Source organism: Psychroserpens sp. (assembly GCF_045105015.1).
Lineage (GTDB): Bacteria > Bacteroidota > Bacteroidia > Flavobacteriales > Flavobacteriaceae > Psychroserpens.
In genome coordinates, this window is sequence record NZ_JBGCCX010000103.1 from 1 (window position 1) to 13,887 (window position 13,887).

General features: G+C 30.6%; 17 protein-coding genes. 7 read left to right on the top strand and 10 right to left on the bottom strand.

The features are described 5' to 3' along the window. Positions 1-737, top strand: a 737-nt coding sequence (locus tag AB8B90_RS07560) for a thrombospondin type 3 repeat-containing protein (RefSeq protein ID WP_405335307.1), incomplete at its 5' end; no start/stop codon positions are given. 60 nt (positions 738-797) lie between these two features. Here AB8B90_RS07560 and AB8B90_RS07565 read toward each other — a convergent pair. From AB8B90_RS07565 to AB8B90_RS07595, 7 genes are all read right to left on the bottom strand, one after another. Next, a complete protein-coding gene (locus AB8B90_RS07565; protein ID WP_405335308.1) occupies positions 798-1,508 on the bottom strand; it encodes a hypothetical protein in 711 nt (236 codons plus the stop codon). A gap of 6 nt (positions 1,509-1,514) precedes the next feature. Beyond that, positions 1,515-2,171 (bottom strand): DUF1361 domain-containing protein, encoded by a 657-nt coding sequence (locus AB8B90_RS07570; RefSeq protein ID WP_405335310.1) that lies wholly within the window; start codon positions 2,169-2,171, stop codon positions 1,515-1,517. Further along, complete coding sequence (locus AB8B90_RS07575) at positions 2,159-2,542, bottom strand: DUF2809 domain-containing protein (RefSeq protein WP_405335312.1); 384 nt, start codon at positions 2,540-2,542, stop codon at positions 2,159-2,161. Before AB8B90_RS07575 ends, AB8B90_RS07570 begins: the two co-directional genes overlap by 13 nt. Next, complete coding sequence (locus AB8B90_RS07580; protein WP_405335314.1) at positions 2,539-2,847, bottom strand: hypothetical protein; 309 nt, start codon at positions 2,845-2,847, stop codon at positions 2,539-2,541. The genes AB8B90_RS07575 and AB8B90_RS07580 overlap by 4 nt, the downstream gene beginning before the upstream one ends. Positions 2,848-2,918: 71 nt before the next feature. After that, on the bottom strand, positions 2,919-4,304 hold the full coding sequence (gene creD, locus AB8B90_RS07585) for a cell envelope integrity protein CreD (RefSeq protein WP_405335316.1): 1,386 nt from the start codon (positions 4,302-4,304) through the stop codon (positions 2,919-2,921). A 55-nt stretch (positions 4,305-4,359) separates the two neighbouring features. Beyond that, entirely contained in the window at positions 4,360-4,653 is a 294-nt protein-coding gene (locus tag AB8B90_RS07590; RefSeq protein WP_405335318.1) for a winged helix-turn-helix domain-containing protein, read from the bottom strand. Between the two features lie 47 nt (positions 4,654-4,700). Next, positions 4,701-5,309 (bottom strand): hypothetical protein, encoded by a 609-nt coding sequence (locus AB8B90_RS07595; RefSeq protein ID WP_405335319.1) that lies wholly within the window; start codon positions 5,307-5,309, stop codon positions 4,701-4,703. A gap of 94 nt (positions 5,310-5,403) precedes the next feature. Between AB8B90_RS07595 and AB8B90_RS07600 the strand changes: the two genes are divergently transcribed. Beyond that, positions 5,404-5,781: a DUF1801 domain-containing protein gene (locus tag AB8B90_RS07600; RefSeq protein ID WP_405335320.1), complete on the top strand. Its 378-nt coding sequence runs from the start codon at positions 5,404-5,406 to the stop codon at positions 5,779-5,781. On the opposite strand, the gene AB8B90_RS07605 is transcribed toward AB8B90_RS07600, so the two are convergent. The 3 genes from AB8B90_RS07605 to AB8B90_RS07615 form a co-directional block, all read right to left on the bottom strand. Then, complete coding sequence (locus AB8B90_RS07605; RefSeq protein ID WP_405335321.1) at positions 5,782-6,255, bottom strand: GNAT family N-acetyltransferase; 474 nt, start codon at positions 6,253-6,255, stop codon at positions 5,782-5,784. Between the two features lie 3 nt (positions 6,256-6,258). Next, positions 6,259-7,077, bottom strand: coding sequence for a 3-deoxy-8-phosphooctulonate synthase (gene kdsA, locus AB8B90_RS07610; protein ID WP_405335322.1), 819 nt, complete (start codon positions 7,075-7,077; stop codon positions 6,259-6,261). Between the two features lie 88 nt (positions 7,078-7,165). Continuing rightward, positions 7,166-7,525: a hypothetical protein gene (locus tag AB8B90_RS07615; protein ID WP_405335324.1), complete on the bottom strand. Its 360-nt coding sequence runs from the start codon at positions 7,523-7,525 to the stop codon at positions 7,166-7,168. A 226-nt stretch (positions 7,526-7,751) separates the two neighbouring features. Between AB8B90_RS07615 and typA the strand changes: the two genes are divergently transcribed. The 5 genes from typA to AB8B90_RS07640 form a co-directional block, all read left to right on the top strand. Then, the gene (gene typA / locus AB8B90_RS07620) at positions 7,752-9,551 is read left to right on the top strand and encodes a translational GTPase TypA (protein ID WP_405335326.1); all 1,800 of its coding nucleotides are present in this window, start codon (positions 7,752-7,754) and stop codon (positions 9,549-9,551) included. A gap of 326 nt (positions 9,552-9,877) precedes the next feature. Then, on the top strand, positions 9,878-10,879 hold the full coding sequence (locus AB8B90_RS07625; protein ID WP_405335328.1) for a hypothetical protein: 1,002 nt from the start codon (positions 9,878-9,880) through the stop codon (positions 10,877-10,879). 318 nt (positions 10,880-11,197) lie between these two features. After that, positions 11,198-12,175, top strand: coding sequence for a GNAT family N-acetyltransferase (locus AB8B90_RS07630; RefSeq protein ID WP_405335329.1), 978 nt, complete (start codon positions 11,198-11,200; stop codon positions 12,173-12,175). Next, positions 12,172-13,275 (top strand): DegT/DnrJ/EryC1/StrS family aminotransferase, encoded by a 1,104-nt coding sequence (locus tag AB8B90_RS07635; protein ID WP_405335331.1) that lies wholly within the window; start codon positions 12,172-12,174, stop codon positions 13,273-13,275. The genes AB8B90_RS07630 and AB8B90_RS07635 overlap by 4 nt, the downstream gene beginning before the upstream one ends. Further along, positions 13,276-13,887, top strand: a 612-nt coding sequence (locus tag AB8B90_RS07640; RefSeq protein WP_405335333.1) for an oligosaccharide flippase family protein, incomplete at its 3' end; no start/stop codon positions are given.

The following is a 13,887-nucleotide window of genomic DNA, read 5'->3' on the forward strand; positions in this document are numbered from 1 at the left end:
CAAATGTAGTAATTGATTTTGATTTTATAATAGACGAGTTCTATTCTGGGTTAATAAATAACACATACTCTTTTCACCTAACACAAGCAGATGCAGAAGCGAATGTAAATCCCTTACCATTGTTGTATACAAGTGATGGAACTACAACTGTTTTTTATGTGAGAGCAAATAATTCAATATCAAATCAATTTGCGATTGCTGAAATTTATATTTTTCAACAAAATTTAGATTCTGATCAAGATGGTTTAACCGATTGCGAAGAAATTACTGGTATTAATGAGGATAACGCATGGTCTAGTTGCAATCCAAACGGGAATATCACAGATCCAAATGATTCAGATAGTGATGATGATGGGTTTGATGATTGCTATGAGGCTTTTATAGGAACCGATCCTAATGACCCAAGTAGTTTTCCTCAAGATACAGATGGTGATTCTGTCCAAGACTCGCAAGAGTTAATCGATGGAACAGATCCAAATAATTGGTGTGATTATAACGTAGATAGTTTTGATTATAATCTAGTTTGGGATACTTGGTTTGGTGCAAATTGTGATGGTGATATTTCTGTGAATGAGTGTGATCCAGATCCTTTAGATGAATGTGAGTTTAACTTAAATTGTAATTTTGGAGGTGTTGAGACAGCAGCATGGAATGCTTTAGATTGTGATGGTGATGGCGTTAACAATGGAGATGAAATGACAGCAGGAACAGATCCTAGTGATGCTTCGGATAACTAAGACGTAACATTGCATAAAAAAAAGGAAAGCCATGGCTTTCCTTTTTTTTATGCAGTTTTTTTAAATTGGATAATATTCTATGACTTTAGAGTTTTCATTATCTAAATCTAGATAAAAGTAATGTAGCTTATCTTTTTTATTAAATTCTCCGTTTTTATCTGAATCTTCTATACTTTTAAAATATAACTTATTAGCTTCTATGATAATTTTCCAGGCATTCAATTCTTGTCTATTAGGTGACAGTTTTCTGAATTTTGTACCATTTAAATTACTAATGTATAATGATCTCAAATCGTTATAATTAAGTTTACCATCAGAATTGGTGTCTGCATCTATGACATTATAAACAAAATAACCTTTGTTATTCTTTTTGTAGACATCTCTTAAAAACAGCATGGAATTAATCCTCAATGTTTTATCAGTTAATGATTTTAATTTATTAGAATCCAGATGCTGAAATTTCACATTAGACAAATCACCTGTAATTTTGTTTTTTGAGTGATTCATACTAACAGAGGAAGAGCTGTTTACTTCATAATCTTCAGAATCAAAGTACTTTGTTCTACCTCTTCTAATAACGTAGTTGCCGATAGGATGAATTAAGTACGCTGTGCTATCTATGTGAATTGGTAAATCAGCAATCTCGTAAGAAGTATCCTCTTTTTGCTTTTTAGATGTGTTTTCAGAATTGTCAACAACTTTTCTATTATCGCTATTAGAACATGCAGTAAAAGAAATGATGAAAATAAATAAAAGGAAGTAATATTTCATGATAGTTTAATTTTTTGAATTAATAATAGACTTCAGCATCCAATAAGTAATCGCTAAAAATGATGCAAAAGTCATTGTAAATATCCATGCTTCAGTATTTGGTTTAGTGATAATTATTAAGATGTCTGAGAATAACGCTTCAGGATGGTTTAATATTTCCCACGAATTGTAACGTAAAAAGCGTCCGAGATATATTCCGAAGGCAGTCAACCCAAAAATGACCAGCATTAGAGGTGAAATCCATTTAGGTTTCAAATAATACCTCAATAGTTTTTCCATATCCGAAAGTGAAAACATAAAAAGTACCAAACCATTTAAAGCAAATGATACAATTACAAGAACATCTAACCACATTAAATGTAGTTGTGAGCTTCTTAAATGCAACAAATCTGTAATGATATAAGGTGCATTAGGTAAAAAAAGTAACCATATACAGAAAGCAAAAACAAATTTAAGTTTGTTTGGTTTTAATTCACCTGTCATTATGGTTGTTATTGCAAAAGGAATAATTGCTAGGAATAAATTCCATACAAGAAAAAGTAAATAAAAAGATTGATGTAATTTAACTCTTATCATTAATAAAATGATGCTTAATGCTACAGACATAGTTAAGACTGTTAGTATTTTAAATCGATTAAGTATGTGTGTTTTTAAGGTGTCCATAACGTGGTTTTTAAGTCAATTGATAAAATGATTACTGTACCTAATGTGTAAGCTATAAGGTCTGAGATATGAAAAGTACTTCCGAGTATGATCGTCGCTATTTTGTTATCTCTAAGTTTTAAATGATCTAAGAGATTAAATAGTTGTAGAAACTCAATTGCAAATGCAAATCCCAAAACAATAATGGCAATATAAATAGGATTAGTTTCAACAAAGGTTCTAATAGCACTGTAGACTAAGATGACTACTAAAAAATCTCCAAATGTATGTCTTATAAAGCCTTCAGTCAAAAAAGCAGCAATACATATTTCTATAAGAAGAATCCCTAGAGTGATAAATAAATAGACTTTATTCAGTTTATATCTCTTCATAAAAAGTTTTGATTAGGAAACATGATTACCATGTAAAAGTAGAGAATGCTTATTGGGATATTTAGTAGCATCAATCCACATGTTTTTAAAGCTTCATTCTGATTAATTCTTTTGAATATTGCTGCTATAGTAATTGTGATAAATAAAATACTATTTACAATAATGGTGATGACTACCATTGAAATCGCAAAACCTAAAGAGATATAGTTTTCACCAAGATATAAATAGAATGCTATTAAGCATGTTCCAATAACAAAGCTCAAAAGCGCTACGATTTGTCCTGTATAATTTAAGTTGTTTTTCATTGTAAGGTATTTTAAATGTAACCTCGTTCATTTCATAAAATGAAAGCGGAACGAGGTCACACCACCACTAATTAACCATTATGCCAATCTATCTTTCTTGACACAAACATCACAATGGCTAAAATCACAAATAGACCAATACTTCCTACTAAAAGAGCATAGTTTTCTAACTGAATGATAACATATATAAATGTGTACAATGCAGTTAAGGATAATCCTATAAATACTGGAAATTTTAAGGTTTTTAGAATAGATTTAGAGTATAAAGTGATAAGAAGTACTACCGAAATACCTGCCACTAAATAGGCTTTCAAAAAGTCACTATGTTCCGAAATTGAAACCAGTAGAGTATAGAACATTGTCAATGCCAATCCAATCATTAAATACTGAAACGGATGAATATCAATTTTACTCATCGTTTGTATTAAAAAGAAGATTAAGAACGTAAGCGCAATAACTAAAAAGCCATATTTTGCTGAGCGCTCACTTTTTTGATATTCATCGACCATGACCATGAATTTTGTTCCAAAGGCAAAGGCACTTAAATTCGGAACAGTATTAAGATGTTGTTGGGAAAAAGCTCTGTTGATGTGCAGTACTTTCCAATCGGCTTTAAAACCATCTTTAGAAATTTCTTTAGTTTCATCATTTGGAAGATAATTTCCAACAAAACTAGGATCTGCCCAATTTGAAGTCATGGACATAGTTGTTGTTTTGCCAATAGGAATTAGATCAATTTGTCGTGATCCATTAAATGCAATTTGAATACTAAAATTATCATCTTTTAAGTCTGATAGGTCATTACCTTTTATAAAACTAGATTCTAAAACATCGAGATAGCTACTGTTTTTATCAGAATTGAAGTTAGTTTGGAAGTTGTAAGCTTCAGAGTTGAGCTTTAAAACCATCTCACTTTTTATCCCTTTAAGATTTGTGGTTTGAATTAAAACCGAGGCTTTGTTCCATACTATGTCCTCTGGTTTTATTCCTTTCTCTATTAAATCAGTAGGTATGAAGTGTCCGGAGAAATCCATAGTAGTTGTAAAAACAGCAGATTCAAAATTGCCTCGTTTTAGTGTTTTAGAGTCGACATTTACATCAGAATTTAAACGCTCAGGAAATATATAAGCATAGTTCATATGTGTTTTTGTTTCCTTTAGGTAGGTTTTTGTTTTCTCATTGTAAGTTTTGGTTTCAGAGTAGGTTTTATAAGGTAACTTTAACATGGGTCCATACACTAATACATTATTTCCCCATTTATTGTTTATTTCTGTGACGACATCTGCCTGTCTAAAAGAGCGCTCTTTAATTAAAATATTAATGTAAGAAAGAGGAATTAGTAGAATGACAACTAAAAACCCAACGATTAGCATTCTTGCTGTGATTGAGGTTTTTAACCAGTTTGAAAATTTGTTTGTCTGTTGTTTGCTTTGCTGAGGTGTGTTTGATTCATCCATGATTAGTGATTTAAAAGTACTTTGTGTTTCAAAGTAAACGTGTAAAAAAAATGATTTATTGTTTATTTATTAATTTTTCTAATGCTTCAATATGTTTTTTAAATTCTGCTTTACCCAATTTTGTAGTTGAATAACGTGTGTTTGGTTTTCGTCCAATAAATTGTTTTTCAACAATAATATATTCTGCTTTTTCAAGAGCTTTTGTGTGGCTAGCTAGATTTCCATCTGTAGCGCCTAACAATTCTTTTAATGTATTAAAATCGGCATATTCATTTACCATAAGCACAGACATGATTCCTAATCGAATGCGATGATCAAAGACTTTGTTTATGTTGTTAATAATGCTCAAATCTTAATTATAAAGTTAATGCGTTAAAAGTATAAAGTTTCTTCAAATTATTTTCGATCATATTTAAAATGCATCCAAGCTCCATAAATGATGTGCATGATACCAAAACCAATAACCCAAAACCAAAACCCATAACTTGGAATATAAGCACATATTAAACCTAAAATGATTTCTGTATAGCCTAAGTACCTGATATCTCCAAGACTATATTTTGAGGCATTTATTAAAGCTAAACCATAAAAAATAAGCATTAATGCTGCTGTTTGTCCATAGCGTTCCTGATCGAGAATTATGAGTATATATAGCCCACCAACAACTAAGGGAACAAGAAAATTAAACAGCAATCGTTTTGAGGAGCTATCCCAAATCTTTTCTCCATTTTTTTTTGCCTTTTTAGTGGTTAGATAAATTCCTGTAAGGACACTTAGAAAAGCAACACCAAGGAGAATGGCAACACAAATTCTAAAAATACTACCATCTAAAATGAGGTAACCTCTTACTGAGTTTGATACGAGATAATAAGCTATTGTGGCACCAACAAGGGCATAGATTCCTGCAAGAATACCAGATAATCCGCTAAGAGAAATAAAACGTGATGATTTTGTCATCATGCTTTTGATTTCGTTGATATCTTCTAAATAGTTTTTTGATTCCATATAAAAGTGCTTTGAAATACAAAGTAAATAAATATAATTGAATGTAGCAATATAAATAATTGTTAAATTTGAAAAAATCAAATGTATATTATCTGTGAATCCAGCTGAAGCCTATATTCTAAAACAAGACGAACCTTTTAAGTCGATTTTGCTTCAGCTTCAAACAATTATAGAAGCAATTGTTCCTGAGGCTGAGTTATTATACAAATGGCGAATACCATTTTATTACTATAACGGAATTCCTTTGTGTTTTTTAAATCAGTCTAAAGATTACGTTGATTTTGCATTTTGGCACAGAGATCAATTACCAAAATATACAGAACTTTTTGTTAGTACTAATAGAAAAACAGTAACGTCGTTAAGATTTAAAACCGTAGCAGATATTAAAGATGATGCTATTGTTTATGTATTACATCGACAACTAGAGATCAACACTAATCCGTTTAAGCTTATAAGAAAATCAAAAAGCTAATTAGAGATCTTTTGTAACAATGAAAGTATCAAATGACTTTCCTTTAAATGACTTTTTCTGCTTTTTTTCAACATCATAAAAATGTGAATCAAAGAAATCTAGAGCTGAAATACTAATATCAGATTTAATGGTATCGTGGCCATTCATAGATACTTGAGATTCCATGATTCTTAGTAATTTTGAACCAATGGTCTGACGTTGAAAATCTTTATGAACAAATATGTTTTCTAAATAAAACCCATTTTTCAAGTAAGAAAATCCAACAATTTGATGGTTAAGTTCAGCAACTAAAAAATAGAATTTTTTAATACGATTTTGCCATTTTTTGAGGTCATCTGCGCCTAGAGACCATGCTTCAATTTGAGTTTCCGAATAATCTCTTGAATTTACGGCTCTTATCGTATCTCTATAAATGGAAGTGATTTCAGGTAAATCTTCCTGTGTAGCTTCTCTAAAATCTAAGTCTTCAATCATGAGTTATAAACTGTTGATTGTTTTTCTAATTGCAACCAAATTTTTTAATAATCCTTCTAAATTATCTAAATGCAGCATGTTTGCACCATCACTTTTTGCGTTTGCAGGATCAAAATGTGTTTCAATAAATAAACCATCTACATTATTTACGATACCAGCCCTCGCAATAGTTTCAATCATGTCAGGACGTCCTCCAGTAACACCAATACTTTGATTTGGTTGTTGTAAAGAATGTGTCACATCTAAAACTGTTGGAGCGAAAGCTCTCATAGTCGGAATCCCTCTAAAATCTACAATCATATCTTGGTATCCAAACATAGTTCCACGATCTGTAATCCATGCTTTATCGCTTCCAGAATCTTTCACTTTTTGGACGGCATGTTTCATGGCTTCAGGACTCATAAATTGTCCTTTTTTTAAGTTGACTACTTTGCCTGTTTTAGCAGCAGCAACAACAAGGTCTGTTTGACGAACTAAAAATGCTGGAATTTGTAAAACATCGACATATTCAGCAGCTAATAACGCATCAGAAACTTCATGAATATCAGTAACAGTTGGAATGTCGAATGTTTCAGATACTTTTTTCAAAATTTTCAATGCTTTTTCATCTCCAATTCCAGTAAAACTATCGATACGACTTCGATTGGCTTTTTTAAAACTTCCTTTAAAGACATAAGGGATTTTTAAATCATTGGTAATACGTATTACTTTTTCAGCGATACGTAATGCCATGTCTTCACTTTCTATAGCACAAGGACCACAAAGTAAAAAGAAGTTGTTAGAATCAGTATGTTTTAGTTTCGGAACGTCGTTTAAAGTCATTGAATTCAAGTTTCAAATTAAAGCGCAAAGTTACGAAAATATAACGCTTTATATATTGAATTAAATTCTAGAATATTTCAAACTAAATTTAAAATACACGTTTCATGCTATTGCGAATCATCCAAAGTGCCATAACAAAATTTGCAGCGACAAATAAACCTCCATAAATAATAAATTGTTTGATACTCGATGATAGGTCTATGATATTAAGAACATCCGATAAGTATGCTAAAATAAGATAAGACGAGATACAAATAAATGTAATTCCTAATGTGAAATTTAGTTGTTTGCTAGGCTTTATAAGTTGCCATATAAATGGAATTCCAAATAAAAGAATTGGATAAGCTGTTGCTCCAGAATTTTTGTTGACGACTGTAAACCAATAGGCTATAACTGCAATAAAATAAAGATAGGGTACAAATCTCGAATATTTACTAATCTGTTTCATCTGCTAAAGTGTTTTTTTTGTCAGATGTAAATTGCCCGAAAAATGGCTGGTTGAAGTGGCTATTTACTATTAATCATTTACAGAACGTAAGATAATCATAGAAATTATGCACTCAATACATTATAACATTTAATTAACTAATTCACAGTGATTAAACTTTTCTGCTTGAATAGACTTTTAAAGCCAAATTTAGCGTACATTTGCACGCTTAAAATAAGGCACTATTATGGCTAATATTAAAAACATTGCAATTATTGCACACGTCGATCATGGTAAAACTACTTTGGTTGATAAAATCATGTACCATTGTCAGTTGTTTCGTGAAAATGAAAACACAGGAGATTTAATTCTTGACAACAATGATTTAGAACGTGAAAGAGGAATTACAATTACTTCAAAAAACGTATCTGTAATTTACAAAGACACAAAAATCAATATCATTGATACTCCAGGTCACGCCGATTTTGGTGGAGAAGTAGAACGTGTATTAAATATGGCTGATGGTGTATTGCTTTTAGTTGATGCTTTTGAAGGTCCTATGCCTCAAACGCGTTTTGTATTGCAGAAGGCAATCGATTTAGGATTGAAGCCTTGTGTGGTAGTTAATAAAGTTGATAAAGAAAACTGTACACCTGACGAAGTTCATGAAAAAGTTTTTGATTTAATGTTTGAGTTAGGTGCAGAAGAGTGGCAGCTAGATTTCCCAACGGTTTACGGTTCGGCTAAAAATAACTGGATGAGTGATGATTGGCAAAATGAAACTGAAAACATTGAACCACTTTTAGATATGGTAATCGATCACATTCCTGAACCTAAAATAGAAGAAGGAACGACTCAAATGTTAATTACATCTTTAGATTTCTCATCATTTATAGGTCGTATAGCCATTGGACGTTTAACACGTGGTGATTTGAAAGCTGGACAACAAGTATCACTTGTAAAGCGTGATGGAAGTATCATGAAGTCAAGAATAAAAGAACTTCATGTGTTTGAAGGTTTAGGTCGTAAAAAAGTAGATAGCGTTCAAGCTGGAGATATTTGTGCTTTAGTAGGTTTAGAAGGTTTTGAAATTGGTGATACAGTGGCCGATTTAGAAAATCCTGAAGGATTAAAAACGATTGCTATTGACGAGCCTACAATGAGTATGTTATTTACAATTAATGATTCACCTTTCTTCGGAAAAGATGGAAAATTTGTAACGTCTCGTCATATTAAGGAACGTTTAACTAAAGAGTTAGAAAAGAACTTAGCACTAAGAGTAAATGACACAGATAGTGCAGATAAATTTATGGTTTTTGGTCGTGGTGTATTACACTTATCAGTTTTAATCGAAACCATGCGTCGTGAAGGATATGAATTACAAATTGGTCAGCCACAAGTAATCATCAAGGAAATTGATGGAGTTAAATGTGAACCTGTTGAGGAAATGACGATTGATTTACCTGAAACTGTTTCAGGTAAGGCTATTGAAATGGTAACGATGCGTAAAGGTGAAATGCTAAGTATGGAAGCCAAAGGTGATCGTATGGTGTGTGAGTTTATTGTGCCTTCTCGAGGTATTATTGGTTTGCGTAACCAATTATTAACTGCTACTGCTGGTGAAGCTATTATGGCGCATCGCTTTAAAGAGTATCAACCTTTAAAAGGAGGCATTCCTGAACGTCAAAATGGATCTTTAGTGTCTATGGAAAACGGTCAAGCCATTCCTTATTCAATTGATAAATTACAAGATAGAGGTAAATTCTTTATCGATCCAGGTGAAGATATTTATGAAGGACAAGTGATCGGTGAGAACTCTCGTGGAGATGATATGACTGTAAACGTAACAAAAACTAAAAAGTTGAGTAATGTTAGAAGTTCTGGAGCAGATGATAAAGCGAAGATTGTACCTGCAATTAAATTCTCATTGGAAGAAGCTTTAGAATACATTCAAAAAGATGAATATGTTGAGGTAACTCCTAATCATTTAAGATTACGTAAGGTATATTTGAAAGAAGTTGAACGTAAACGTAATAAAAGTATTTAATACAAAGTAATAATTATTTGAAGAGGAACTTAAATTTTAGTTCCTCTTTTTTGTTTGTAAAGTATTTTAATTTTTTTTTAAATTAGTGCTTTCAGACAATATTAAATCACAATATTGTTTTCTTAATAAGAACATATCAAAAAGAATTAAAGACTGAATAGGATTTCTTTGTTGCTGATTCTAACAGAACGTTTTTATTCCAACGATAACTTTTTAGTATCATAGTGATTGATTTCAAGATCGGTCTTTAATGATATTTAATGATGGATAAATTAGTTTTACATATAAAATTCACAATTGAAAATAGGTTATAAATTCATTAAGATATGATTGTTGAACGTTTTAAAATACATCATGATGCTCGAAATGTTATTAAAATTGTATTAGTATATTTAGTCATAAACTTTGTTCTTTATTTAATGCAATTTCCATTACATTCTTTGATGTCTAATTATACGTCATTGACTTATAGTCCTAATCATGAAATGCTGAAATCAGAATATCATATTGGAGAGCAACTTTCCAAATTCTATCTTTATGTTATTATCCTTATTTCAATATTTATATATAAAGTCTCACTAGACTCTTCTAAGATTAAGTTAAGTATATCATTTTTGGCGTTAAGCTTTGTTATGTATTTGTCAGAAAGTAATATAATACCTGAAAAAGCGCAACCAATATTTGGAGTACTAGGTATTTCATTCACTAGTTATTTTCTATTTAAATTACGCTCATGGCTAGGACTTAGTAGCTTTCTTTTTGGAATTTTATTAATTTCGTTAGGCTTTCTAAGTGATTTAGTGCATGAAAATCAATTTGTAAATTCAATATTACCAGAAATAACTTTTAAGATTTTAAACTTTTCAACAGAAGAAAATTATGATTTATTTGGAATAGCTTTTATACTTCTATCTGTTATTTTGTGTTTCAGAATTGAAGTACTCAAATTTTTAGAAAATGAGCTTAATTTAGCAATATTTATACTTATGTCATCTGGGATTATGACTATAGGTAATGGATTTATACATCATCAATACCAACCAAATACAATCCTATATAGTTTTGCTTTAGTTATGTCCATAATAGGCTTTTTAGGACAAGTGTATTTCACCACAAAAATTAAGTTCACAATTCTGAAAATTAGAATAGTCACTAAAGAGATAGTTTATTTATGCATATTCTTCTTCTTTGTTATGTTACCAGCCGTACATGGTATCGCTAGAACTGCATCAGCATTATTTTTATGGCTTCCAAGTATTTTATCTGTTGCAATTCTTATGTGGCGTATTCACCCTATTAATAGTCCTTCAGTTTCCTGTCAAGAGTAGTATTATTAATTCGTTTTCTATTAGTTAATTGCTTAGTATCAAATTTATTAAAAATTAAATCTAAGTTATACACAATAATTAATTTTAGGAGTACTAATTCCTTTAGGGTAAATGATAATAGCTACATAAAGAGGATTCAAGAAGATAAATAGTAGTGCTAAAAGAAAAATTTTTCTTTCGAAAAATTTAAATTTCATAGCTTTTATCTGATAAAATCAAATATAAATAATTGAATCTAAAATAAGCTTTAACATTCAAAAATGTTGTAATTTGTATTTTATAAGAAAAGCTATAATTTATTAAATAGAAGCCAAACTATTGGACAATTTTTCAATAAAACGATATCATTCAGAATTTAAACTTCAATGGGATGAATTTGTAGTCAACTCAAAGAATGCTACTTTTTTATTTCAACGTGATTTCATGGAATATCATCAAGATCGATTTAATGACTACTCTTTAATGATTTATAAAGATGATACGCTTTTTGCATTATTACCTGCAAATAAAAACACTCATCAAATACATTCTCATCAAGGCTTGAGTTATGGAGGTTTATTATTGATTGAAAATTCTAAATTCATTGATGTTTTAGAAGCTTTTAAAAGTACATTACACTACTTAAATGATAAGGGGTTTGATTGCTTGAATTTAAAATTATTGCCTAAAATATATCATAAGCTCCCAAGTGATGAAATAGATTATTTGCTTTTTCTAACTAAAGCTGAGTGTTACAGAAAGGATACCATGTCTGTTGTTGATTCTAATTATAAAATTAAGATTTCTAAAAACCGAGATAATGGGTTTAAACGAGGTCTAAAAAATGAATTAGTCGTCAAAGAGGTTCAAGAATTTAAAGAGTTTTGGGATTGCATTCTAACTAAAAATTTAAAAGCTAAACATAATACTACACCCGTACATTCTTTAGAGGAAATCACATATTTAAAGACATGTTTTCCAAAACATATTCGTCAATTCAATGTATATCATGGGGATCGAATAGTTGCTGGTACTACAATATTTGAAACACCTTTAGTTGCACATTCACAGTATATTTCAGGTAACGAGGATAAAAATATTTTAGGAAGCCTAGATTTTTTACATACACATTTACTGAAAACTGTATTTCATGAAAAAGATTATTTTGATTTGGGAGTTTCTAATGAACAAAACGGAATGAAAGTTAATCAAGGACTTCAATATTGGAAAGAAGGTTTTGGAGCACGAACTATAATTCACGACTTTTATAAAATTAAGACTGAAAATTATAACCTTTTAAATGATGTCTTTATATGATTCCGTTTTTAGATTTATATAAAATTAATGCTAGATTTGAAGAGGAATACACTTACAAATTCAAGAATTTTATAGATTCTGGTTATTATATTTTAGGAAACGAAGTCAAAACTTTTGAAACTAACTTTTCTCAATATTGTGGAACAAATCATTGTATAGGTGTCGCTAACGGTTTAGATGCACTTACCTTAATTTTTAGAGCTTATATCGAGCTTGGTAAGTTACAACCAAATGATGAAATCATTGTTCCAGCAAATACATATATCGCTAGTATTTTGGCTGTTATTAATGCAGGTTTAAAGCCTGTGTTTGTTGAGCCAGATGAAGCAACTTTTAATATCTCTCCTTCAGAAATTAAAAAGCACATAAGTTCAAAAGTAAAAGGTATTCTTGTAGTTCATCTATATGGCCAATTGGCTGACATGGTTGCTATTAATGCCATTGCTAAAACTCATAATCTTTTGATTATTGAAGATGCAGCACAAGCTCATGGTGCAACTTTGTCTTCCGAAGAAAAAAAAGCAGGAAACCTTTCTGATGCAGCTGGCTTTAGTTTTTACCCTTCTAAAAATCTAGGAGCTCTAGGTGATGCTGGAGCTGTGACAACAAACGATAGTCAATTAGCAGATAAAGTTAAACTCTTACGTAACTATGGTAGTTCAAAAAAATATGTCAATGACACTTTGGGAATTAATAGTCGGCTAGATGAATTACAAGCTACGTTTTTAAATGTAAAGCTGAAATATCTTGATAAAGATAATTCCAGGCGACGTGAGATAGCAAAGCATTATCTCAAAAATATTACTAATAAAAAGATTCAACTTCCAGTATATGATAATTCCGAAAATCATGTATTTCATGTGTTTGTAGTTAGTGTAAAAGATAGGTCGGATTTCACCTCATATCTGGAAAATAATGGTGTTGGTTATTTGATTCATTATCCTATTGCACCTCATAAACAAAAGGCTTTATTGTCTTTTAAAACATTATATTTGCCAGTAACAGAATCAATTCATAATACTGTAGTTAGTATTCCTATAAGCCCAGTAATGACCAATGATGAAGTTGAAACAGTTATTAATGCCCTAAACCACTATTAATTGAAAAAACTAATCAAGTACATTAATACCAATGTGCTGTTTAAAGTTGCACATCTTAATTCGGCTACTATTGCTACTAAAATAATTGCCGGAATTTTAACTTCTAAGGCTATTGCTTTATTTATCGGAGTAGAAGGAATGGCACTTATTGGTAATTTAAGAAACTTTATAAGTGGTATTCAATCGTTTGCTATACTTGGTTTTTATAATGGATTTGTTAAAACTGTAGCTAAATGTAAGGATGATACTCTAGAGCTCTGTAAAACAATTTCAACGACGTATTATTTAGGTTTCTTTTCAACTATTTTCATGTCGTTTTTATGTTATTACAATGCAGAGTTTGTAAATGATTTCCTCTTTTCTGATAATTTTAACTACGCATATGTCATACAAATACTAGCATTAGCATTACCATTTTATGCTTTGAACATGTTTTGTTTCGGAATAATGAATGGTTTTTCAAATTTTAAAATGCTGTTGATTATTAATATTATTGGACAGATTCTAGGCTTAGCTGTTACCTTATATCTTATTTATATTGAGCATATTGATGGTGCCTTAGTAGCAGCAGTAATAGCGCCTTCACTTATATTTTTAATTACACTCGTTGGA

Excerpts from the sequence above, each read along its gene's own strand:
- AB8B90_RS07565 (WP_405335308.1), bottom strand. The coding sequence starts at position 1,508 with ATGAAATATTACTTCCTTTTATTTATTTTCATCATTTCTTTTACTGCA.
- AB8B90_RS07570 (WP_405335310.1), bottom strand. The coding sequence starts at position 2,171 with ATGGACACCTTAAAAACACACATACTTAATCGATTTAAAATACTAACA.
- AB8B90_RS07575 (WP_405335312.1), bottom strand. The coding sequence starts at position 2,542 with ATGAAGAGATATAAACTGAATAAAGTCTATTTATTTATCACTCTAGGG.
- AB8B90_RS07580 (WP_405335314.1), bottom strand. The coding sequence starts at position 2,847 with ATGAAAAACAACTTAAATTATACAGGACAAATCGTAGCGCTTTTGAGC.
- creD (WP_405335316.1), bottom strand. The coding sequence starts at position 4,304 with ATGGATGAATCAAACACACCTCAGCAAAGCAAACAACAGACAAACAAA.
- AB8B90_RS07595 (WP_405335319.1), bottom strand. The coding sequence starts at position 5,309 with ATGGAATCAAAAAACTATTTAGAAGATATCAACGAAATCAAAAGCATG.
- AB8B90_RS07605 (WP_405335321.1), bottom strand. The coding sequence starts at position 6,255 with ATGATTGAAGACTTAGATTTTAGAGAAGCTACACAGGAAGATTTACCT.
- kdsA (WP_405335322.1), bottom strand. The coding sequence starts at position 7,077 with ATGACTTTAAACGACGTTCCGAAACTAAAACATACTGATTCTAACAAC.
- AB8B90_RS07615 (WP_405335324.1), bottom strand. The coding sequence starts at position 7,525 with ATGAAACAGATTAGTAAATATTCGAGATTTGTACCCTATCTTTATTTT.
- typA (WP_405335326.1), top strand. The coding sequence starts at position 7,752 with ATGGCTAATATTAAAAACATTGCAATTATTGCACACGTCGATCATGGT.
- AB8B90_RS07625 (WP_405335328.1), top strand. The coding sequence starts at position 9,878 with ATGATTGTTGAACGTTTTAAAATACATCATGATGCTCGAAATGTTATT.
- AB8B90_RS07635 (WP_405335331.1), top strand. The coding sequence starts at position 12,172 with ATGATTCCGTTTTTAGATTTATATAAAATTAATGCTAGATTTGAAGAG.